Origin of the sequence: Chloroflexus islandicus (assembly GCF_001650695.1) — a bacterium.
GTDB classification, from domain to species: Bacteria; Chloroflexota; Chloroflexia; order Chloroflexales; family Chloroflexaceae; genus Chloroflexus; species Chloroflexus islandicus.
In genome coordinates this window covers 113785-136585 of sequence record NZ_LWQS01000082.1, presented here as the reverse complement: position 1 = coordinate 136585, position 22801 = coordinate 113785, and the positions used below count along the sequence as shown (strand labels likewise).

General features: G+C 59.4%; 18 protein-coding genes. 14 read left to right on the top strand and 4 right to left on the bottom strand.

Annotated elements, in window-relative coordinates:
- The first annotated feature begins 13 nt into the window (after nt 1-13).
- The 3 genes from A6A03_RS16405 to A6A03_RS16395 are packed head-to-tail and all read left to right on the top strand — an operon-like array spanning nt 14 to nt 3061.
- Nucleotides 14-619: a GNAT family N-acetyltransferase gene (locus A6A03_RS16405; protein ID WP_066790433.1), complete on the top strand. Its 606-nt coding sequence runs from the start codon at nt 14-16 to the stop codon at nt 617-619.
- 4 nt (nt 620-623) lie between these two features.
- Nucleotides 624-1589 carry a magnesium/cobalt transporter CorA gene (gene corA / locus A6A03_RS16400; protein WP_066790432.1) on the top strand — a complete coding sequence of 322 codons (966 nt, stop codon included), beginning with the start codon at nt 624-626 and terminating at the stop codon, nt 1587-1589.
- Nucleotides 1583-3061, top strand: a complete 1479-nt coding sequence (locus A6A03_RS16395; protein WP_066790431.1) for a nuclease domain-containing protein — start codon at nt 1583-1585, stop codon at nt 3059-3061. Before corA ends, A6A03_RS16395 begins: the two co-directional genes overlap by 7 nt.
- Here the strand turns inward: A6A03_RS16395 and A6A03_RS16390 are convergent.
- Nucleotides 3029-3946 (bottom strand): M48 family metalloprotease, encoded by a 918-nt coding sequence (locus A6A03_RS16390; RefSeq protein WP_066790430.1) that lies wholly within the window; start codon nt 3944-3946, stop codon nt 3029-3031. The genes A6A03_RS16395 and A6A03_RS16390 overlap by 33 nt on opposite strands.
- A gap of 37 nt (nt 3947-3983) precedes the next feature.
- Nucleotides 3984-5126: a TolB family protein gene (locus A6A03_RS16385; protein WP_066790428.1), complete on the bottom strand. Its 1143-nt coding sequence runs from the start codon at nt 5124-5126 to the stop codon at nt 3984-3986.
- Between the two features lie 282 nt (nt 5127-5408).
- Between A6A03_RS16385 and A6A03_RS20945 the strand changes: the two genes are divergently transcribed.
- From A6A03_RS20945 to A6A03_RS16340, 10 genes are all read left to right on the top strand, one after another.
- Nucleotides 5409-6443, top strand: a complete 1035-nt coding sequence (locus tag A6A03_RS20945; RefSeq protein ID WP_245669031.1) for a PAS domain-containing protein — start codon at nt 5409-5411, stop codon at nt 6441-6443.
- Nucleotides 6406-7572, top strand: coding sequence for a sensor histidine kinase (locus A6A03_RS20940; protein WP_245669030.1), 1167 nt, complete (start codon nt 6406-6408; stop codon nt 7570-7572). The genes A6A03_RS20945 and A6A03_RS20940 overlap by 38 nt, the downstream gene beginning before the upstream one ends.
- Nucleotides 7573-7593: 21 nt before the next feature.
- Entirely contained in the window at nt 7594-8064 is a 471-nt protein-coding gene (locus A6A03_RS16375) for a response regulator (protein ID WP_066790426.1), read from the top strand.
- 43 nt (nt 8065-8107) lie between these two features.
- Nucleotides 8108-10213, top strand: a complete 2106-nt coding sequence (locus A6A03_RS16370; RefSeq protein ID WP_066790424.1) for a putative bifunctional diguanylate cyclase/phosphodiesterase — start codon at nt 8108-8110, stop codon at nt 10211-10213.
- Between the two features lie 68 nt (nt 10214-10281).
- Nucleotides 10282-11178 carry an alpha/beta fold hydrolase gene (locus tag A6A03_RS16365; RefSeq protein ID WP_066790423.1) on the top strand — a complete coding sequence of 299 codons (897 nt, stop codon included), beginning with the start codon at nt 10282-10284 and terminating at the stop codon, nt 11176-11178.
- Nucleotides 11168-13204: a S9 family peptidase gene (locus A6A03_RS16360; RefSeq protein ID WP_066790421.1), complete on the top strand. Its 2037-nt coding sequence runs from the start codon at nt 11168-11170 to the stop codon at nt 13202-13204. Before A6A03_RS16365 ends, A6A03_RS16360 begins: the two co-directional genes overlap by 11 nt.
- A 153-nt stretch (nt 13205-13357) precedes the next feature.
- On the top strand, nt 13358-15052 hold the full coding sequence (locus A6A03_RS16355; protein WP_066790419.1) for a fatty acid CoA ligase family protein: 1695 nt from the start codon (nt 13358-13360) through the stop codon (nt 15050-15052).
- Nucleotides 15053-15192: 140 nt separating this feature from the next.
- Entirely contained in the window at nt 15193-16182 is a 990-nt protein-coding gene (locus tag A6A03_RS16350) for an NAD-dependent epimerase/dehydratase family protein (protein ID WP_066790417.1), read from the top strand.
- A gap of 194 nt (nt 16183-16376) precedes the next feature.
- Complete coding sequence (locus A6A03_RS16345) at nt 16377-17396, top strand: 3-oxoacyl-ACP synthase III (RefSeq protein WP_066790416.1); 1020 nt, start codon at nt 16377-16379, stop codon at nt 17394-17396.
- A 327-nt stretch (nt 17397-17723) separates the two neighbouring features.
- A complete protein-coding gene (locus A6A03_RS16340) occupies nt 17724-19517 on the top strand; it encodes a carbohydrate-binding module family 20 domain-containing protein (RefSeq protein WP_066790414.1) in 1794 nt (597 codons plus the stop codon).
- 45 nt (nt 19518-19562) lie between these two features.
- Here A6A03_RS16340 and A6A03_RS16335 read toward each other — a convergent pair whose 3' ends face one another.
- Both A6A03_RS16335 and A6A03_RS16330 read right to left on the bottom strand, forming a co-directional pair.
- The gene (locus A6A03_RS16335; protein WP_066790413.1) at nt 19563-21074 is read right to left on the bottom strand and encodes an ATP-binding protein; all 1512 of its coding nucleotides are present in this window, start codon (nt 21072-21074) and stop codon (nt 19563-19565) included.
- The gene (locus tag A6A03_RS16330; protein ID WP_066790411.1) at nt 21067-21747 is read right to left on the bottom strand and encodes a response regulator transcription factor; all 681 of its coding nucleotides are present in this window, start codon (nt 21745-21747) and stop codon (nt 21067-21069) included. Before A6A03_RS16330 ends, A6A03_RS16335 begins: the two co-directional genes overlap by 8 nt.
- Nucleotides 21748-22332: 585 nt before the next feature.
- Here A6A03_RS16330 and A6A03_RS16325 point away from each other — a divergent pair.
- Nucleotides 22333-22800, top strand: coding sequence for a heme-binding domain-containing protein (locus A6A03_RS16325; RefSeq protein ID WP_066790409.1), 468 nt, complete (start codon nt 22333-22335; stop codon nt 22798-22800).
- The last annotated feature ends 1 nt before the right edge of the window (nt 22801 follow it).

Here is a 22801-nt window from a genome sequence, read left to right as displayed (position 1 = left end):
CACAAGGATTGCTATGCCTATTACCGTTGTCCAAACCCAACCCGAACACATCCCGCAGTTGGTGATTCACCAGCGAATCTGTTTTCCGACCCTCGACCCGGAAGATCACTTTAGCGCCGAGAATTTTGCCGCTCATTTGCGGCTCTTTCCTGAAGGCCAGCATGTGGCGCTCGATGGCGATCGGGTGGTTGGCCAGAGCAGCACCTTCCGCATCAGCGGCGAAAAGGTATTTTGCCAGCACACCTTTGAAGAGATTGTCGATCACGGCAATTTCGGCCATCACGATCCTAATGGCGAGTGGTTGTACGGCGCTGATATGAGCGTTCACCCCGATTACCGCGGGCGCGGCATCAGCCGGATGCTCTACGATGCGCGCAAGGCGTTGATCCGCCGGCTGGGGATGCGGGGCATGGTTGCCGGCGGGATGTTGCCCGGTTATGTGGCGTATCGTGACCAGATGCCGGTTGAAGAGTATGTGGCCGCTGTGGTGGCGGGCCGGTTGAGCGACCCGACCCTGACGCCGCAATTGCGCAGCGGCTTTACCGTGCAGGGCATTCTCTACGATCATATCCGCGACGCACTGGCGCCCCACGCGGCGTTGATTGTGTGGGAAGCATAGCGGTATGGTTTCGCTCAATGTCTTTCACCGCCAGAGTGTGCAACCCGTCGCCGATCTCGATCAGATCAGCGACTTGCTCTTGCAGCCGCGCACCTTGATCTGGCTCGATCTTGAGCGGCCATCTCCGGCTGACATTGCCTTGTTACGCGAGGAGTTCGGCTTTCATCCGCTCGCGATTGAAGATGCCTTGCAAGAGCACGAACGGCCCAAGATCGAGACCTATCCCGGTTATTACCTGATCATTTTCTACAGCGTAGAATACGATGCTGACGCGCGTGAATTGCGCTTTTTGCCGATCACGCTGTTCGTCGGCGCCAACTATCTGGTCAGCATCCGGCCCGGCTCGGTGCGCCACGTCCAGCAGACGCTGGCCCGCTGGCAGACGAATAGCCATGTGCCCGGCTATCAGGTGAGTAGCGTGCTCTATGCGCTGATCGATGCCATTGTTGATGACTACTTTGTCGTGCTTGACCAGATCGGCGAGCAGATCGACGAGGTGGAAGCGGCGATCTTTCAGCGGGGCCGCCAAGAGGTCGCCAGCGAGATTTTCACGCTCAAGAAAGATTTGCTCTTCTTCCGCCGGATTGTCGCCCCCGAACGCGATGTGCTCAATGTCTTGCTGCGCCAAGAAGTGCGCATCTTCCAACCGCGCGAATTGGCCTACGTGCGCGATGTCTACGATCATCTGGTGCGGGTGACCGAATCGATTGACCTCTACCGCGATTTGCTGTCGAGCGCGCTCGATAGCTATCTGTCACTCCAAGGCAATCAGCTCAACCAGTTGGTGAAGGTGTTGACTCTCTGGTCAATTATTCTGATGGCCTGCTCGTTGGTGGCGGGAATCTACGGCATGAATTTCGTACTTATGCCTGAACTTGAGCAGCCGTGGGGCTATCCCTTTGCGTTGGGGTTGATGGCGACAATTGCGCTCAGTCTGGCGATCTATTTCAAGCGGAGGAAGTGGTGGTAGCCGGGCCAGTCTTGTTGCTCGACGGCGCACCCGCGGTCACGCCAACGGTGATCGAGCGGAGCGTCGTCGAGTGGTCGTGTGCGGTGCCGGCAGGAGCGACGGCGCAGTTGATGATTGGCGACGAACCGCTCGAACCGTTTCTGCGGCCCGGCGACGCGCTGTGGCGCTGGCGCTGGCAAGCCCCGGCAGCGGCAGGAACGTATCCGATTTGTTTGACCATCACCGCAGCGACGCAGGTGACAGAATGGCACGGCATCGTGCAAGTTGCGCCTTCGCTGCTCGATGCGCGCCGCTACGCCGCTTTGCTGGCTGATCTGGCCGAATTGGCGCCGGCGCTGGCCCATGCCCTGAGCGGTGGCCGCCACCCTGCCGGCAGCGGTGATGCCGGCCAGCCTGATCGGGCGGCGCTGCTGGCGCTCTTGACCGGCCCGCTGACCCAGCGCCTGATCGCCGCCGTAGAACGATTGGCGCACAAACCTCCCCAGCGCCGGCGGCAATGGGAAGGGCCGCGTGAATTGGGTGCGCTCCGTGAACGGCCTGATCCATCCCGCTGGCGGCTTGCGTCCGATGCGGCGCCGCTGCCACCCGCTGGTTGGCCCGATCGGGTGTGGGTACAGGCGAGCCGGCCTGATCCGCGTGAGCGTAGCCGGCACGTGGCTGCGCAGTTGCTCGACCGGCTGATCACGAGCGGGCAAGCGCTGCTGGTGACGCCGTTGCCTGCCGAGGCGCGGACGCGGTTGGGAATGGTGATCGGGAGGCTGCGCGCAATGCGTGCGCAACTTGACGTAACTATTCAGCCGCCGATTGGGGTCTCGGTGTGGCGGCCACGCAGCCGCGATGAGCGGATTGTCGCGGCCTACCGGCGGCTCGTGCAGCGCCGGTTGGGGGTGGGGTGGGAACCGGCGCTGCTCGCGATACCGGTGCGCGAGGTGGCCCGCCTCTACGAGGCGTGGTGCGCGGCGCGGGTTGCGTTCGCGCTGTTATCGCTCGACGATTGGCAGGTACGTGAGCAGGCTCTACTTTCCGGGCAGACAGCGCAATTGACGGCGCAGCAACCCTTGCTCGTGCTGGCGCATGCTGCGGGTGCGACGGTGGCATTACGCTATCAGCCGCGCTACACGCCGGATAGCCAACCGTTCCGCTCGCTTGACGATCGGGTGCGCGTGCCGGATGTGTCGATTGAGATCACCCATCCGCGGCGCGCGCCGGGGTTGATTGTGCTCGACGCCAAATACCGCAGCGAGGAAGGTGCGCTGCCGGCCAGCGCCATTGATGAGGGGTACAGTTATCTGGCCGGAATAGGCCGTCATGACGGCAGCCGCGCGGTTACTGCGCTGGCGTTGTTGTTCCCCGGCGCCGGTACGCCGGTGTCGTATGCGAGCGGTTTAACGGCGTTGCCGTTGTTACCGGGCGAGCAGGTGGATGGATTAACTGCTTGGCTACGAGATGGCATACTCAACGCCATCATCTGAAGGGTGCGGCAGATACGGCTGCAAGGCGGCTAACCGCTCTTCTACCGGCGGATGGAACGACGCTTGGTTCCACGGCAGATTCATCTCGTCGAGCTGGGCTTGGCGCAGAAAGAGGGTTAAGGCGCAGGCGAACCCGTGCTGCGCAGCGTACCGATCGGCGGCCAATTCGCGCTGGCGAATGTACGAGCGCCATAACGGTACGGTCGCTACAATGCCGATCCCGCCAACGAGCGCGATAACCATCCACACTATAATGCGCTGGATAAACTGGTTGAGCCGGGCAGGAACGGCGATTTCGATCCGCAACACGATATAGCTAAGCGCGCTCAGCAGGCGCACGATGGGGTTGAGCAAGCGCCCGATCAAGCCAATGAGTCGCATGGTGAACGACACAACCAGCCAACCGCCGGGAATCGTCAGCCGGTGCAGCGCCAGCGCGAGGCGCCCGTCACTGCTATGGTAGTGGCCCATTTCGTGGGCAATCACGGCGATAAGATGCGGGCTAGCGTACAAATCGCGGTGCAAATAGAGGGTGTGGCCAATGACACTGGCATTGAGGTCAGGTTGATCGACCGTGTAGATGAAGCGAGGCTGGGTGATGCCGCGGTTGGTAAGCGTGCGGAATGCCTCGTCAAGGATCGCTTGCTCGGTGCTAGTCGGCAGGCGCCCGCGCACTTTCCAGCGCATCACCCGGTTGCCCCCCGGCGGGCCAACCCACGCCAGCAACGAATAGCACGGCGGCCCCACCGCGCCGATGATCGCCAAGGTGTGAACAGCGCCATCGCTTAAGAACGGCGAACTCGCCCAAACAATAGCCCAATAGCGCAACCCGACGCCGGCCATCTCAAGGGTGAACGTCAGGCTATAGCGTATGATCCCCCCCATAACGCTACCCTGTTGATTTGTCACAAGATGATGGTGGCTACCCCTGCGGCAGCATTGGCCCCCACATCAACCAACTCACCCCACGCTCGGTTTGCGGCAGGTCAACCGCCGGACGATCGCCAATTGGATACCAACGTAATGCCGTCTTGGTCTCGGTGCGCACCAAGGCCACGATACCGCTTGCATCAGGCGCCCAGCGGATAAGCAGCGGCGTTTCACGAAACGGCGGGCGCAGTTTGGTGAGCGTACCATCAGGCGACTGGCGGGTGAGTGTAAAGGTAAAACCGTCACTTACCCGCTCAACTGCGACAAAGAGCAGGTCTGGCCCACTGCGAAACGGTGCGCGGGCAAGAATGCCATCGGCGCTGAGACGGTTCGCCTGCATCGTCTGCGCATCAACTTGCCACACGCCGGGGCCTTCCGGCGGCCCAACTAACATGAGCGCCGTCCGGTTATCGCCAAGCCACAATGCTTCGCCACACCAGCCATACATTCCATCAGGGACAGTTGGCCGGCGTAACTCTCCAGTCTGTGGTTGCCAAAACACCAGTTCGCAATCCTCGTAGAACTTGGCAGACGACGCGACTAATAATGTATCGCCTGCCGGATTCCAGAGAAACGGTGCATAGCTGCGCACATCCCGGCTCGGATTCAGGGTATCATCAACCGGATCATCGGCGCGCACCAGTTCAAGGTTGCCGCCGGTGGCCGGCAGCCGGTAGAGACCGTCGGGAAGATCGCGTACCTCGCGGTTGTTTTGGAAGCGGAGATAGATAAATTGCGCGTCGGGCGACCAGAGCACGGCGCTGAGTTGATGCCCTTCCGCAAAGTAAACGACCTGTGGATTGCTGCCGTCAAGCGCAGCGCGCACTAAGCGGTCGCCTGTCGCAGCGCCAACCACATAGACCAACCCGGCCACCGGATGCAGATCCATATCGCTAATCGGCGGAATGCCCTCCATTTCAATCCGTTCACGGGTAAGCTGGCGGCGGGTCGCGCCATCGGTCTCGATCCGGGCAATCTGACCGCGATCAAGCACATACAACTGTGCCGGCAAGAGCCGTGTACCGGGGGTAGGCTGGATGACTTCTGGAACTGGTGTGGGTGTGGGTAACGCGGGCGTCGTGCTGCACGAGGCAAGCACGATGCTGAATAACACACTCCAAAGTACATGTCGCATGGTGATCCTACGGGTGAAGGATGCCTGAGGCAAGGATCGTCTCACGAGTTGGGTACGGACTAGATTTGGTAATAACCGTTGTGTATAGTGGAAGCAGCCATTTCATCTATACTATTTGATGCTCAGGTGGCGCAGCATTCGCCGCGATTGTGCGTCACCCGGATGGTTCGCGCTCAAACATAGTATACGCTATCTTTCGTATGCGCGATGAGATCTGACTGAATTGATAGCCGGATATATCATGGCATTCGTTCGCAGCGATTTTGGCGTCAAGCAAGCGGTATGAACCTACGCCAGCTTCTCTCGACATTCTGGCCGGCTGGCCAGCAGCTCAATCAACTCTTTGCCGATGATCGGCAGCGAGTGGCGATCTTTCTCTTGCCTGTTTTTAGCTTTCTAACAGTGATAGCGGGCGGATTCGCGCTCATCGCTCCTTGGCTGTACCCCACGCCACAGATTCCGTTGGCTGCTGCGCTCATTATGACCGCCGTGTTTGGCGGCGGGGCTTGGCTTGTGCGGCGTGGCGCCATTCACCTTGCTGGCGGGATGGTCTGTGGCGTGCTTTGGTTGGTGATCACGGTGGCGGTGTTGTTTACTGGCGGTATGCGTAGCTCGGCGATTTTACATTATGTGATTGTCGTGCTCTTAGCCGGGCTGAGCTTTGGCCGGAAGGGCGCCATTGCGGCAGTGGTCGCCAACAGTCTGACGATTAGTGCGCTTTGGGGTTGGGAAGCAGCCGGATGGCTGCCGCCGGGATCCTTGCTCACTACGCCGTTGACCTATGCGTTAATGGTATTGGCCATCTTGGTGCTGACGGGTGTGATACTCGTCATCGTCGATATTCAACTTTCGGCGGCATTTTCGGCAGCCCAAGTGGAGATTACCGAACGCACGCGGGCCGAACAGCGGTTGCGGCTCGCGTTGTTGGCGGCGCGAGCCGGTGCGTGGGAATGGGAAGCCGCTGCGCGCACGGTGCGCTGGTCGCCGGAAAATTACCCGTTACTGGGGCTCAATCCTGATCGCGATACGCTGACCTTCCGGCGCTGGCGCGAGCAAGTGTATGCGGACGATCGCGCAGCCTTGCAAGCGGCGATTGATCGTTCGATCAAAGACCGTGCTGATTTCGATGTTGAATTCCGGGTTGTCTTGCCTGATGGCTCCTTGCGCTGGCTGCGCGGCATTGGCCAACCGGTGATCGATGCTGAGGGTGTCCTGCAAGGGATGTATGGGTTGCAAATTGATGTCACTGCGCGCAAGACGATTGAAGCGCGAAAGGGTTGTGCAGTGGCTTGCTTTTTTACAACAGTTGCAAATTGATGTCACTGCGCGCAAGACGATTGAAGCTGAACTGCGGCGGAGCGAGCTGTATTATCGCAGCCTCGTGAATGATCTGCCGGCGATGGTCTGCCGCTTTCAGCCCGACGGTACACTCACCTTTGTCAATGATCTCTACTGCCAGACCTTTCAGCGTACCCGTGAGGAATTGATTGGTTTCAACTTCTACGAACTCATTCCCCCTCCCCAACGCGCGTTGGTGGCGGAAGGGATTGCCAAGCTCAGCCCAACCCAGCCGGTGATGGAGCAAGAACACGAAGTGTTGCATCCCGATGGCTCGATCGGCTGGCAACGCTGGGTCAATCGCCTGCTGCTCGATGAGCAGGGGCAATTGGTTGAGTATCAGGCGTTGGGCATGGACATTACCGCGCGCAAGCGGGCCGAACTTGAACGTGAGCGGCTCATTGCCGAACTCGAAGCGCGCAATGCCGAGTTAGAGCAGTTTACGTACACGGTTTCCCACGATTTGAAAAGCCCGCTGATCACGATTAAAGGCTTTGCCAGTTATATCGAGCGCGATCTCGCGACGGGCAAGCTCGAACGCATCCCATCCGATTTACAACGCATTATTGCAGCGGCGGATCGGATGTACCAATTGCTCGAAGATCTCTTGCATCTCTCGCGCGCTGGCCGGCAAATCAATCCGCCGGAACGGATCGGACTGGGGTTGCTGATTAGCGAAGCGGCCGCCGGGGTAAGCGGGAGGTTAGCGGAACGCAATGTCTACTTGCATCTGCCGCCGAATTTGCCGGAAATCTACGGCGATCGCACCCGTTTGCGCGAAGTGTTTCAGAACTTGATCGATAACGCGGCCAAATTCATGGGTGATCAGCCAAACCCTCAGATCTGGATCGAAGCGCGTGCTGCTGATAACCCTCAGTTCGTGCTGGTGAGTGTGCGCGATAATGGGATTGGCATTGATCCTCGCCACACCCAACGGATTTTTGGTCTTTTTGAGCGGCTTGACCAGCGGGTGGAAGGCACCGGCATCGGGTTGACGCTCGTGCGCCGGATTGTGGAAGCGCACGGTGGTAAGATATGGGTAGAGTCAGAGGGATTGGGGAGAGGTTCGACGTTTTATCTGACGTTGCCAACGGCGCTGCCAACCTAAGCGCTTGCAGAGAGGATAGATATGAAAACAAGCATTGAACCGGCTATCATTCTGCTCGTCGAAGATAATCCTGACCATACTGAGTTGATTATCCGGACGTTGAACGATCATCGGATTCCGAACCGGATCATCCATGTCACCGATGGCGAATCGGCGCTCGATTATCTCTGGCGGCGCGCGCAATTCGCCGATCCGGCCACCAGTCCCCAACCGCATATTGTGTTGCTCGATCTGCAACTGCCGCGGCTGAGTGGCTTAGAGGTGTTGCAAGAGATTAAGACCAGCGCCGAAACGCGCCATATTCCGGTCGTGGTCGTAACCACATCGAGCGCCGAGCGTGATCTGCAGGCTGCCTATCAACGCTACGCGAATAGCTATTTGGTCAAGCCGGTGGATTTTCAACAGTTCACGCAGATGTTGAACGATCTTGGCGATTACTGGTTAGACTGGAATCAGACGCTCGGTGATCGGTATAGTGTTTCTACGTCCTAATCGTTAACTATCATCAGCCTAATATCGGGGGGAGTGCTGGGTAGTGACACTCAATCTCTTATTGGTCGAAGATGATCCAAGCCATGTTGAATTGGCGCGGCGAGCGTTTGAACAAAGTGACGTGAGGCTTACGCTGGCCTCCTCATTGAGTGAGGCGCGCCAGCATCTAGCTGCACAACCATTCGATCTCATTATCTGCGATCTCTTTCTCCCTGATGGGCAAGGTGATGCGTTGTTGAGCGTTGCCGAGGGGCCATTGCCTTTGCCGGTTGTCTTGATGACCAGCCACGGCGATGAGCGGATCGCGGTGGCGGCGTTGAAGGCTGGCGCGCTCGATTATTTGGTCAAGACCCCGGTGGCGTTGCTAGATTTACCGCGCGTGGTCGAGCGCGCCTTGCGTGAGCGGCGGTTATTACTCGAACGCCAACAAGCTGAGCAGGCGTTGCAACAGAGCGAGCGGCTCTTTCGGGCTATGATCGAGCGGAGCAGTGATGCGATCTCGATTGTTGATCGCTACGGTCGCATTCGCTACGCGAGCCCCTCGACGCGCAATCTGGTTGGCTACCCGACTGAAGGCATTCTTGCGCAGCCGATCGATGGCTTTGCGTTCGTCCACCCGGAGGATCTCGATCGTGTGCGCCATCTGTTTGGCGAGCTGATCCAGCAGGCCGGCGCTTCGGCAACGATTGAGTTTCGCGTGCGGCATGCCGATGGCGGTTGGCGCTGGCTAGAGGTTACCGGTTCCAATTGGCTCGACGATCCGGCAGTGCAGGGGGTGATCATCAATTATCGTGATATCACCGAGCGCAAGTTGATGGAGTTGCGCCTGCAACACGGCATCTTGCACGATGCCCTCACTGGTTTGCCCAATCGCTTGTTGTTGAGCGATCGGCTGGCGCTGGCGATCAAGCGTAGCCAGCGCAACCCGAACTATCATTATGCTCTGTTGTTTCTTGATCTCGATCATTTCAAGTTTGTGAATGACAGCTTTGGCCATCCGGCCGGCGATCGCCTGTTGATTGTCATCGCCTCGCGGTTGAGCTGTTGTCTACGCGCGGTTGATACGTGCGCGCGCTTGGGAGGCGACGAGTTTGTCGTGCTGCTGAATGATGTCGAGTCGCAAGCGGCGGCAATCCGGATTACCGAGCGGATTATGCAGCGGTTGAGCCGTCCGCTGGAATTAGATGGCCGGCTGTTCCATTTATCGGCCAGTGTGGGGATTGTGTTTGGTTCGGCGGAGTATCAAGATCCGGCTGAAGTGTTGCGCGACGCGGATATTGCGATGTACCGGGCAAAGGCCGCTGGCAAGTCGCGCTATGAAATCTTTCATCCGGCGATGCGCGAAGCAGCGCAGGCGCGGGTGGCGCTCGAGAATGAACTGCGCCGGGCCGTGATGCACCAAGAGTTTCGGGTCTATTACCAGCCAATTATTGACATTAGCTCAGGCGTCTTGGTGGGATTTGAAGCATTGGTGCGGTGGGAACATCCAACCCGTGGCATCTTGCCGCCGGCGGCATTTCTGGATGTGGCCGAGGAAGCCGGGCTGAATGATGCGATTGGGTGGCAGGTGCTCGAACAAGTCTGCCGGCAATTGGCCGAATGGCGCAGGACGTTACCCCAAGCGATGGCGTTGTCGGTCAGCGTCAATTTGTCGGCGCGCCAGTTTATGCTGCCTGATCTGTATGTACGCATTGTCCAATTGCTGGAACAGTACCGGCTGCCGCCATCGGCGCTCAAGCTCGAATTGACTGAAAGCGCCTTGATGGAGTACAGCCGCGATGCAGCGGCGGTGTTGATGCGCTTGCGCGAATATGGCATTCAGATTGCGATTGATGATTTTGGCGTGGGTTATTCGTCGTTGAGTTATCTGGTGCAATTGCCGATTGACCAGATCAAGATTGATCGCAACTTTATCGTCCAGCTCGAACAGGCGCAGCATTCGCAGGCCATCGTCAGCGCGATCGTGAATTTAGCCCGCAGTCTTAATCTCGAAGTGGTCGCCGAGGGCTTAGAGACCACCGGCCAAATTGAGCGTATGCGCGCGGTCGGCTGCCAGTATGGCCAAGGCTATTTGATCGGCTATCCATTGCCGGCTGATGATGCCACGCAGGTATTAATCAACCGCACAACGTTTCATCCCCCCGCCTAACACACAACTGCTATTCGGTGTATACTCTCAGAGAGTTGTGGTGCGTCCAGCCGAGGAGCCGGCGTTGTATGCAGATCAATGGCGCCATTGCCCAGTCGCCTATCCGTACTCTTTTCCCGTTTGCTCTTGGCGAATATGCCTTGCCCGCCGGGGTGTTGCGCTACGTTGACGAAGGCGCTGGCCTGCCGGTCGTGATGCTTCACGGCAATCCCACGTGGTCGTTCTTTTACCGGCGGTTGATCGCGGCCTTGCGCGGGCAACGCCGGGTCATCGCACTTGACCATCTCGGTTGCGGGTTGTCGGATAAGCCGCAACAGTACGACTATTGTCTCGCCAACCATATTGCCAATCTCGAACAATTGTTGGCGCACCTCAAGCTGGGGCCGGTCGATCTGGTCGTCCACGATTGGGGTGGCGCAATTGGGATGGGGTGGGCCGTGCGCCATCCTGAGCAGGTGCGGCGGATCGTGCTGCTGAATACGGCTGCGTTCCTCTCGCCGCATATTCCGCTGCGGATTGCCGCCGGTAAGACGCCGAAGATTGGCGAGTGGGCGATTCGCCAGCTCAATGCCTTTGCCCTTGCCGCTACGTTCATGACGGTGGTGCGGCCATTGCCGCCGGAAGTGCGCGCGGGTTATCTCTGGCCGTACCAGACCCCGGCTGACCGGATTGCGATTGCCCGCTTTGTGCAGGATATTCCGCTGCATCCGGCTCACCCCACATGGCCGGTGGTTGATGCGATTGATCGCGAACTGGCTGGGTTGCGCGCCAAGCCGGTGCGCATTGTGTGGGGCGGGCGCGATTGGTGTTTCGATGACCGGTTTTTGGCCGGCTGGTTGGCCCGTTTCCCGCAGGCTGAAGTCACCCGGATTGATGACGCTGGCCATTATGTGTTGGAAGATGCCTCCGACGAGATGATTGGGCGGTTGGCAAGGTGGTTATTGGAGGAACCTCATGAGCGTTGAACCGATTAACCCGCCGGTGGCTGAGCGGAAACCGGTGGTGATTCATCTCCACGGCGATGCGATCGTCGATGAGTTTGCGTGGCTTGAGAATCGCGACGACCCGGCGGTGATCGCTTACCTCGAAGCCGAGAATGCCTACGCCGAAGCGGTGATGGCCCCGGCGGCGGCGTTGCGCGCGCGGCTCTACGCCGAGATGCGGGGCCGGATCAAAGAGGATGACCGTTCGGTGCCGGCGCCGCGTGGTCGCTACCGCTACTATGCGCGTACTGAAACTGGCGCCGAATACCCGCTGATGTGCCGGACGGAAGGCGATGATGGGCCGGAAGAGGTGTTGCTCGATCTGAATGCGCTGGCAGCCGGGCATGCCTTTTGCCGGCTCGGCCCTTACGAGCCGTCGCCGGATCAGCAATTGCTCGCCTATGGCCTTGATACCACTGGTTCGATCATCTTCACCCTGTTCGTCAAAGATCTTGCTACTGGCGCGCTGCTCGATGCGCCGATCGAGCAGGTTGACGATGTGGCTTGGGCCGATGATCAGACTCTTTTTTATACCGTGTTCGATCATGCCCATCGCGCTTACCGGCTGTACCGCCACGTGCTGGGCACGTCTCCCCATGAAGATACGCTGATCTATGAAGAGACCGACGAGCGGTTTAGCCTCAGTCTCCGCCGCACCCGCTCTGGCGCGTACCTGTTGTTGACCTGCTTTAGCCATGGCGGTACCGAGGTTCGTTATCTGCCCACTGCCACCCCCTTCGCCGAGTGGCGTGTGATCTACCCGCGCCGGCCCAAGGTTGACTATTTTGTCGATCACCACGGCGATTATTTCTACATCCGCACCAACGACGGCGCCGAAAACTTTCGCTTGCTGCAAGCGCCAGTGGCCGATCCAAGCGCAGCCGTCGAGGTGTTGCCGGGCCGTGACGACACGCTGATCGATCATCTCGACTGTTTCGCTGACTATCTGGTGGTCTACGAGCGACGGGCCGGCTTGCGCCACATCCGGATCAGCGCGCCTGACGGCAGCGATCCGCGGTATATCGCTTTCCCAGAGCCAGTCTATACCTGTTGGCCGCACGTGAACGATGAGTTTGCCACCAGCCGCTTGCGGCTGAACTACAGCTCGCTGGTGACGCCGGCCTCGGTAGTGGAATACGATATGGCGAACGGCGCGTGGCACGTGCTCAAGCAGGAAGAGATTCCGTCTGGCTACGATCCGTCGCTGTACGTGAGCGAGCGGTTGGCGGCAACGGCCCCTGATGGGGCGCAGGTGCCGATTTCGATCGTCTACCGGCGCGACCGGCCCCGTAACGGCGGCCCGTGCTTGTTGGTCGGCTATGGCGCGTATGGCTACAGCTACGATCCCTCGTTCGACAGCAAACGGCTGAGCCTGCTCGACCGCGGCTTTGCGGTGGCGATTGCCCATATTCGCGGCGGCCAAGAGCTAGGCCGGCAGTGGTATGAGCAGGGCCGGATGTTCCACAAGCCCAATACGTTCAGTGACTTTATCGCGTGCGCTGAGCATCTGATCGCTGAAGGTTACACTGCGCCGCGCCAATTGGCGATCAGTGGCCGCAGCGCCGGCGGCTTGTTGATGAGTGCGGTGGTCAATGCCCGGCCCGACCTGTTTCAGGCTGTGGTGGCTGGTGTGCCGTTTACCAATGTCGTGATCGCGATGCTCAAATCGGATCTGCCGCTGACTGTCACCGAATGGGAGCAGTGGGGCAATCCGGCGATCGAGGCCGAATACCGGCTGATGCGTTCTTATGACCCGTACCTTAACCTCAAGCCGGGGCCGTACCCGCACATTCTGGCGACCGCCGGCCTGTACGACCTACAGGTGCCCTATTGGGATCCGGCCAAGTGGGTGGCCAAGCTGCGCACGGTCAAGACGAATGACACGATGTTGCTGTTGCGCACTAATTTGCAAGCCGGCCATGGTGGCCATTCGGGCCGCTTTGCCCGGCTGGAAGAGTTTGCGTGGGAATATGCGTTTATCTTGACCGCGTTGGGGATTGCGGAGTAGTAGGCAGTGGGGCGCTGCCCCGCTTGCAAAGCAATCTCAGCGCAGGGGTATGATGAGACGAAACGTTTCGTTGGCCTGCGTGTATCGCGAAAGCGGCGCTAGGCTGGTTGGCATGCTCGCATCGATCGAGCTGTTTGTTAGCAAGGAGCACCCATGGCTTACTCTCGCGCGCTTGATCTGAAGCGGGCGCGCACCACGCCGGACGGCGCGAATATCGCCCGCTATCTGCCGTGGATGGCGCAGCACATGCCCGATCAGACGGCAGTGATTACCGGCGTTGGCCGCGATCGGGCCGGCAAGGTCATCTATCGCCGGCAGAGCTTTGCGGGCTTGCACGCGGCTAGCGATCGCTTGGCGTGGGGATTGACTGCGTATGGCATCCGCCGCGGGATGCGGGTCTTGCTGATGGTGCCGGCGGGTGGGCCGTTGATTAGCCTGACCTTTGCCTTGCTCAAGGCGGGGTGTGTGCCGATCTTGATTGATCCGGCGATGGGCCGGCGCAATTTGGCCCAGTGTATTGCCGAGGCGGCCCCGGAAGCGATGATTGGCATACCGCGCGCGCATCTGCTCCGGCTCGTCTTCCCCCGCGCCTGCGCAACGATCACGCGGGCCGTGTCGGTTGGCCCGGCCCTACCCGGCGCAGTAGCCTTGCGCGAACTCGAGGTCGCAATCAAGACTCCGTTTGCGCTGGCTGACGTGGCCGCCACTGATCCGGCAGCGATCGTCTTTACCAGCGGCAGCACCGGCACGCCAAAAGGGGTGCTCTACACCCACGGCATGTTCGAGGCGCAGATCAACACCTTGCGCGAACTGTTTGACCTCGAACCGGGTGAAATCGAGATGCCGGCCTTCCCGCTCTTTGCCCTCTTCAATGTCGCCCTCGGCATTACCTCGGCTATCCCGCCGATCGATCCCACTCGCCCTGCCCAATGCGATCCGGCGGCAGTGGTTGAGTTTATTCAGGATGTGGGGGTGACTTCGACCTTCGGTTCGCCGGCGATTTGGGAAAAAGTGACTGCGTATTGCCTTGAGCACGATATTCGCTTGCCGTTGCTACGGCGTGTCTTGATGGCCGGCGCGCCGGTGCCGGCCCATCTCCACGAGCGGTTGCAGCGCATTCTGACCCCGCCTGCCGACAGCTTTACCCCGTATGGCGCCACCGAAGCCCTGCCGGTCACGTCGATCAGTGGGCGCGAGGTGTTGGCGGCCCGCGCCGAGCAGCCATCGCCACTGGCCGGCACCTGCGTCGGCTGGCCGGCTCCCGGCGTCGAAGTGGCGATTATTCCGATCAGCGATGAACCGATCCGGTCGTGGCAAGAAACCCAGTGCTTGCCGGCAGGTGTGATCGGCGAGGTTTGCGTGAGCGGGCCGGCAGTGACCCGCGAATATGTAGGCCGGCCTCAAGCGACCGAGCTGGCTAAGATTGCCGATGGCGATCGCATCTGGCACCGCATGGGTGATCTCGGCTATTTCGACGAGCACGGACGGCTTTGGTTTTATGGCCGCAAGAGCCAGCGCGTGATCACGACTCGCGGCCCGCTCTTTACCGAGCCGGTTGAGTTGCTTTTCAATCAGCACCCCGCCGTCTTCCGTTCGGCGCTGGTCGGGGTGGGGCCAGCCGGCGCGCAACTGCCGGTCGTAATTGTCGAACTACGCCGCGATACCCGGATTGCGCCGGCGCAACTGGTGGCCGAGTTGCGCCAATTGGCCGCCACCACCGAGATGACGGCGGTGATTCAAGATTTCCTGATTCACCCCTCGTTTCCGGTTGATATTCGCCATAACGCCAAGATCTTCCGCGAGCAACTGGCGGTTTGGGCGGCCAAGCAGTTGCGCGCGCCGGGGTGAAGTGTGGCGCTTCGGTCTGTTGTCATTGCGAGGGGGCGCAGCCCCCGAAGCAATCTCCGGCGTAAGCGAGATGAATGTCTGTTTGAGAACGACTGCCAAGAAATAGCACGGACAAGCGACAATCTCTTTGGTGTGACGCAATGATCGCTCTCGTTACCGGCGGCAACGGCTTTGTTGGCCGCTATCTGGTTGAACAACTCTTGGCCCGCGGCGACCACGTGCGCGTGGTGGGGAGGGGTGAGTATCCTGAATTGCAAGCGCTTGGCGTCGAGACCTTCCGCGCCGATCTTGCCACACCCGAAGCGGCGCCGGTGTTGGCCCGCGCCATGCGTGGCGTGACGGCGGTCTTTCACGTCGCGGCTAAGGCCGGCCTATGGGGCCGCTACGATGACTTCTACCAAGCCAATGTCAGCGCGACCCAGCGGGTAGTGAAGGCGGCAATCCGGGCCGGTGTGCCCAAACTGGTCTACACTTCGACGCCATCGGTCGCGATTGGCATGGACGACATCCACGGCGCTGATGAGCAGACGCCGTATCCCGCGCGCTACCTTGCGCCCTACCCGCAGACCAAGGCCATCGCCGAACGTTATGTGCTGGCGCAGACCGAGATTGCGACGGTGGCGTTGCGTCCGCACCTGATCTGGGGGCCGCGCGACCCGCACATCTTGCCGCGCCTGCTGCGCCGCGCGCGCCGCCGCGCCCTGTTTCAAATCGGCGACGGTACGAATCTGGTTGATGTCAGCTATGTCGAAAATGTCGCCGAAGCCCATCTGCTCGCAGCATCGGCTCTCGGCGAGCGATCACCGGTGCGTGGCAAAGCCTACTTTATCGGCCAAGAGCGGCCAGTCAATCTCTGGCAGTTTATCGGCGAGATTCTCACCCACGCAGGCTACCCGCCAGTGCGCGGTCGCATTCCGGCCCGCGCCGCCTACCGGCTGGCAACCGTGCTTGAGTTTCTCTACGCGACGCTGCGCCTGCCCGGCGAACCGCCGCTGACCCGGTTGATGGTACACGAGCTGAGCCATTCGCACTGGTTTAGCCATGCCGCGGCGGAACGCGATTTCGGCTATACACCGCGGATTAGCATCGAAGAGGGGTTGCGGCGCACGTTTGCCCAGCAAGCAGCATAGCTGCATTGTGGTGTGCGGCAGTTCGCCTGCCGCACACCACAGCGTACCAACCCTATGGAGTGCGGCAGTTGCACTGCCGCAAGTGTGGACTCTATGGCGTGCGGCAGTTCCTCTGCCGCAGCTAGCGTACCAATCCTATGGAGCGCGGCAGTTGCACTGCCGCAAGGGATAGCAAATACAACACGGAGGCTTGGGTGCTCTTTCGCCATGTCATGATCGAGGCGGTCAGCTATGTGCTGGCCCCCCACCGCATTACGTCCGATTGGATCGAAGATCAGATCGCCGAAACGATGGAACGGCTGCGCTTCCCGCGCGGCAAGCTTGAGGCGCTCTCGGGCATTCGCGAGCGCCGGTTTTGGGATGAGGGCACCCTGCCCAGCACGGTGGCGACAATGGCCGCCGAGCAGCTCTTGAGCCGGGTTAATATCGATCGCGAGCGAATTGGTCTGTTGATCAATACCTCGGTGTGCCAAGATTATCTCGAACCGTCAACCGCTTGCTTCGTTCATCGCAATCTCGGCCTGTCGCCGCGCGCGATCAACTACGATGTGCGGAACGCTTGCCTTGGCTTTCTCAACGGCATGGCCATTGCCGGCATGATGATCGAGGCGGGCACGATAGAGTATGCGCTGATTGTGGATGGCGAGGGGTCGCAAGACGCGGTGATGGCGACTATCCGCCGCTTGCGCCGGCCCGAAACCACCAAGCAAGATTTGCGCGACAATTTCGCGACCCTCACCTTGGGGTCGGGTGGCGCTGCAATGTTGCTCACCCACGAGCGCCTCTCGCGCAGCGGCCATCGCTTGAACGGCGTGGTCACACTAGCGGCGACCCAATACAATCACCTCTGTCTCGGCCAACCCGATTATATGAAGACCGATGCCGGCGCGCTGATGCATGCCGGGGTCGAGTTGGCGACGGCGACGTGGCGATTGGCCCAAGAGACGCTGCCCAACTGGAGCGATCGCCAGATCGCGCTCTACGCGCCGCATCAGGTCGGCGCGCGCCACATGGCCGCAGTGACGAAAGCCTTGGGGATCACGCCGGCCAAGCTCTTCCTCAATTTCCCGACCCTCGGCAATGTCGGCCCGGCAGCCCTGCCGATTTCGCTTGCCCAAGCCGCCGAAGTGGGCCGGTTACGGCCCGGCGATCACGTTGGCTTGTTGGGCATTGGGTCGGGCCTGAATTGTTCGATGATGAGCGTGACGTGGTGAGCCGGCGGTTACACTTGCCTAGAGCCGGTTGCCCTCCGGTGCAGTTTTCCTAGATTGGCTCGTGCTGAAAGGCCATCGTTTAGCGGCAATCTGGTGCGAGCCAATCATCCTTTCACTGCCTCTTCCCTCTTGACAAATCTGTCACTGCTTTGCCAGAGCGCCAACCTTATTCCATTGTGATCTGCTTGACATTCGGAAAGCTTCCTGATAATATTGTTCTATAAGCAACTAATGAAAATGCAATAGTTTTACGCAGCATCGTCTCCGCTGTAACCATTGCTGGGTTAGGTCAGAGTTGGCCGATCTTTCAAGCGAAGGAGCCTGAACATGCTCAACGCCGCATCTCACCCTGTCCGTCGCCTCATCCTCGTCGTACTTCTCGTGCTGGTCAGCAGTTTTCCAGCCGGAATTGCGCAACCATCAATAGCGACTGCGCAACCTGCAACGCCACGCACGGTCTTTGTGCATCTGTTTGAATGGAAGTGGACTGACATCGCGCAAGAGTGTGAAAACTTTCTTGGCCCGCGTGGTTTTGCTGCGGTGCAGGTGTCGCCGCCGCAAGAGCATGCTATGGTGTCTGGTTATCCGTGGTGGCAGCGCTACCAGCCGGTGAGTTATCAATTAACGAGCCGCAGCGGCACGCGGGCGGAATTTGCCAATATGGTTGCCCGTTGTAAGGCGGTTGGCGTTGATATCTATGTCGATGCTGTCATTAATCATATGACCGGCGTTGGCAGCGGCGTTGGTTCGGCTGGTTCAACGTACAGCCCTTATACCTATCCGGGCATCTATCAGTATCAAGATTTTCATCATTGCGGGCGCAATGGCAATGACGATATCCAGAATTATAGCGATCGCTACGAAGTGCAGAATTGCGAGTTGGTCAACTTAGCTGATCTTGATACTGGTTCTACGTATGTCCGTGATCGGCTGGCTGCCTATCTCAACGATTTAATCAGTCTTGGTGTGGCAGGATTCCGCATCGATGCCGCCAAGCACATAGCTGCTAGCGATATTGCCGCTATTCTCTCGCGTGTGAATGGCAATCCTTACATTTACCAAGAGGTGATTGGCGCAACTGGCGAGCCAATTACACCGGGTGAATACACTGGCAATGGTGATGTGACTGAGTTTAAGTACAGTAATGAGATTGGGCGGGTCTTTCTGAGCGGTAAGCTGGCATGGTTGAGCCAGTTTGGCGAGCCGTGGGGAATGTTGCCGAGCGACAAAGCGATTGTCTTTGTCGACAACCACGATAATCAGCGTGGTCATGGCGGCGGCGGCACAGTGGTAACGTATAAAAACGGCACGCTCTATGATTTAGCTAATGTCTTTATGTTAGCATGGCCTTATGGTTACCCGCAGGTCATGTCAAGCTATGAATTTAGCAACGATTTTCAAGGGCCGCCGAGTGATGCTAACGGTAATACCCGCAGTGTCTACATCAATGGCCAACCCAACTGCTTCGGTGAATGGAAATGCGAGCACCGCTGGCGTCCTATTGCAAATATGGTAGCTTTCCGCAATGCAACAGCGGCGACGTTTAGTGTCAGTGATTGGTGGAGCAATGGCAATAACCAGATCGCGTTTGGCCGCGGTGATAAAGGGTTTGTGATCATCAATCGCGAAGAGACGACGCTCAACCGCACGTTTCAAACTAGCATGGCGCCCGGCGTCTATTGCAATGTCATCGTCGCCGATTTTGCTAACGGTGCGTGTAGTGGGCAAACAGTGACGGTAGACAGTAATCGGCGCATTACCGTCTCGGTGCCACCCTTTAGCGCTTTGGCCATTCACGTTGATGCCAAACTTGCCGCTCCGCCATCATCTACGGTCGCTGTTACGTTCAATGTGAACGCTACCACTTATTGGGGACAAAATGTCTTTGTGGTCGGGAACATTCCCCAATTGGGTAATTGGAATCCAGCGCAGGCGGTACCGCTTTCAGCAGCAAATTATCCGATTTGGAGCGGGACAGTGAATCTGCCAGCTAATACCACGATTGAGTACAAGTATATCAAGCGTGATGGTAATAATGTGGTGTGGGAATGTTGTAACAATCGGGTCTTAACCACACCGGGCAGCGGTGCCATCACGCGCAATGAGACGTGGCGGCCATAAGCTGTTAGGGTATGCGGCGGCGTAAAGGCGTGCAGATGTGCGTTTTTACGCCGCCGGGATCGTAAACCACGCCAACGTGCCGGCGTTGACCTTGCTTTCGACCCCGATTGTGCCGCCATGGGCTTCGACGAGGCCTTTGGCAATCGACAAGCCAAGCCCGGCATTGTTGTTATTGTTGGCCCGGTTGCGCGCCTGATCCGCCCGGTAAAACCGCTCGAACAGGTGAGGCAGGTGTTCAGGCGCGATACCGCAACCGGTATCGCGCACGCCGATCCGCACCTGTTTGCCGGCTAGTTCGGCGCTGAGCGTAATCGTACCGCTGGCCGGCGTGTAGCGGATGGCGTTGTCAATCAAGATTAACAAAATCTGGCGCAACCGGTCGGGATCAGCGCACACCGTACCCTCAGTTTTGGCGAGCGCGATCGTCACCCCGTGCTCGTCGCCGAGCCGGGATGCATGGCGCTGGACATCGGCGAGGAAATCGCTCAATTGAATCGGCTGGCGCTGGAGCGTCAACGCCCCGCTGTCGAGTCGCGAGAGCGTGAGCAGATCGTCAACCAGCCGGCGCATGTGGTCGCTTTCGCTCAGCACATCGGCCAAGAGTTCGCGCTGATCCTCGTCTTCTGCGTTGCGCAAAGCTACTTCAGCGCTGGCCCGGATGAGCGTTAACGGCGCGCGCAATTCGTGGCTGGCGCTCGAAATAAAGCGCAATTGGCGCGCCCATGCTTCTTCCACCGGCCGCAATGCGCGCCCCGATAACCACCACCCGGCCGCGCCGACGATCACTGCGCCGATAAAACCAAAGCCGAGCAACCCGGTCAGCAATTGGTTCAGCACCTGTGTTTGATCGGTCAACACACGGCCCAATTGCAACGCCGCCGGGCCGTCGGGTCGAGTCAGCCGGTAGGTCAGCAAGCGCACCTGTTGGCCAGAGCTGGTAGTGATGGTACGCAGATCAGACCCATTGCGCAGCGCCGCCTCTAGCGCTTCTTGATGGGCGAGCATCGGCAAAGCGGCGGGATTGGGGTTGAAGAGAATGCGTCCTTGCGCATCGAGCGGCAAGACAAAGATGGAGGCGAGCTCGGCCTCATACGCTGCCGGGGGCGAGATAGGGACAGGCGGCGGGTTGACGTGTTCGCCGTTGATCTCAATCTCAACGATCTGGCCGCTGTAGGCGTCGATCTTCACCTCGCTGCCATCACGCAACTTCACCTCATACCGGCGTTTATCCGTTTCCAGCTTGACATCCTTAATCTCACCGCCGCGCGTTGCCAGCGCAATCCGGCTCGCCTCGTCCGCCGTCAACATACGCCTGCCGGCTGCCGGCCCATCCGACCGCAACACCGACCAATCGGCATCGGCAAAGGCTAAGCTCGGCGGCAACGGCGCGTTGAGTGAATGAAATTCGTGTGCCATCTTGTGTTGCAGCGCCAGATCGGTGATCCGCTCAAAATAGCGCGCGACCAACACGTAGGCGCCGCTGCCGACCAACGCAATGATCGCGGCGGCGGTCAGCGCATAGAGCAGGGTAAATTGCCAACGCAACGGTTTAAGCACGTTCTGCCTCCAGCCGGTAGCCGATGCCGCGCACTGTCACTATCGGGTCAGCCTCACCCGGAGCGTTGAGTTTGCGCCGCAAATACGAAACGTAGACATCAACCATCTGCGGTTGTACGTCATGCTCAAACGACCAGACATAATCGAGAATCTGCTGGCGGGTGAGGGTTTGGCCGGCGTTGCGCAGCAGATATTCTAGCAGCCGCCATTCTGTTGGCGTCAGATCAAGCCGGCGTTCGCCGCGCCGGGCCGTATAACTGCGCAGATCGAGCACAATATCGCCGTGGCGCAGTTCATCGTTGCCGAGGTTCGGGTTAAAGCGCCGGCTCAGCGCGCGCACTCGCGCCAGCAGCTCTTCAAATGCAAATGGTTTAACTAAATAATCGTCGGCTCCACTTTCAAACCCCAACACCTTGTCTTCGATCTGACCACGCGCGGTCAGCAAGAGCAACGCAGTCGGCAAGCGAGCCGCTCGCGCCGCCCGGCAGAGCGATGGCCCATCACGCCCGGGCAGCATCCAATCGATCACGGCTACATCATACGCGCCCTGCAACAGCAGATCGAGCCCGCTCTCGCCATCGTGGGCAATATCGACGGTATAGCGCTCTTCGCGCAACACCCGCTCGATCAAGCGCGCTAGCCGCTTATCGTCTTCGACAATTAAAATCCGCACGATTTGCTCCTCTATCGTTTCCGCTGTTATTGCGCAATCCAAGCAGCTCGTTCTCCCATCAAACTACGTTGCGTCCTTTGCGGAGCCGGACAGCCGTCCGGCTCTACAGCGCCGTTGCGTTAAAAATTTCTGCGCCCTTTGCGGAGCCGGACAGCCGTCCGGCTCTACTGTGCCGTTGCCATCACCCCTCCCCCAGCGGGGGAGGGGCAAGGGGTGGGGGCAGCAGCCCGCGCAGCGGGCTTCGTAACCCTAGCCCGGCCCTTGAGGGCCGGGTGTCGGACAAATGTTCTGTCCGCCCTTGAACCCCCAGCGGGGGAGGGGCACGGGGTGGGGGCAGCAGCCCGTGCAGCGGGCTTCGTACCCCTAGCCCAGCCCTTTCGGGCCGGGTGCCGGACAGATGTTCCGTCCGCCCTTGAACCTCCAGCAGGTGAGGGTTGGGGTGGGGGCGCTCCCCCATCACTACCTCTGTTATACCCCCGCAACCTTGGAAAAAGATTGGAATATTCCTGCTTCATTTTAAGACTCTTTTGAGCGAACGCCAGTACTGTTACTTGCAGAAAGCTGATCGCGCAACGGAGGAAACCGATGTTGAAACGAATATTCCGCCCTCGCAACGTAGCAATCGCCTTGGTCGTTCTCTTCGTGGCCATCCAAGCAGTGCCGGTATGGGCATGGCAAACCAATCCGCCAGTGGTGACTGACGTGGCGTGGACAACCCCCGAAGCGGCGAGTATCGCCCGCCGCGCCTGCTATGACTGCCACAGCAACGAGACGGTCTGGCCGTGGTACAGCAAAATCGCGCCGGTGTCGTGGCTGGTGACGTATGACGTGATCGAAGGGCGTAATGAGCTGAACTTCTCGCTGCCGCTGCGCGAACCGGCGGAATTGGCCCAAGAAATTGCCGAGGTGGTGCGTAACGGTGAGATGCCGCCGCGTGCCTATCTGCTGACCCATCCCGATGCGAAGCTGACCCCGCAAGAGGTGCAGGCGTTGATCGCCGGCACTCCCGGCGGCGCTGGGTTGCCGTCTGATGGGAAACGGGATGATGACTGAT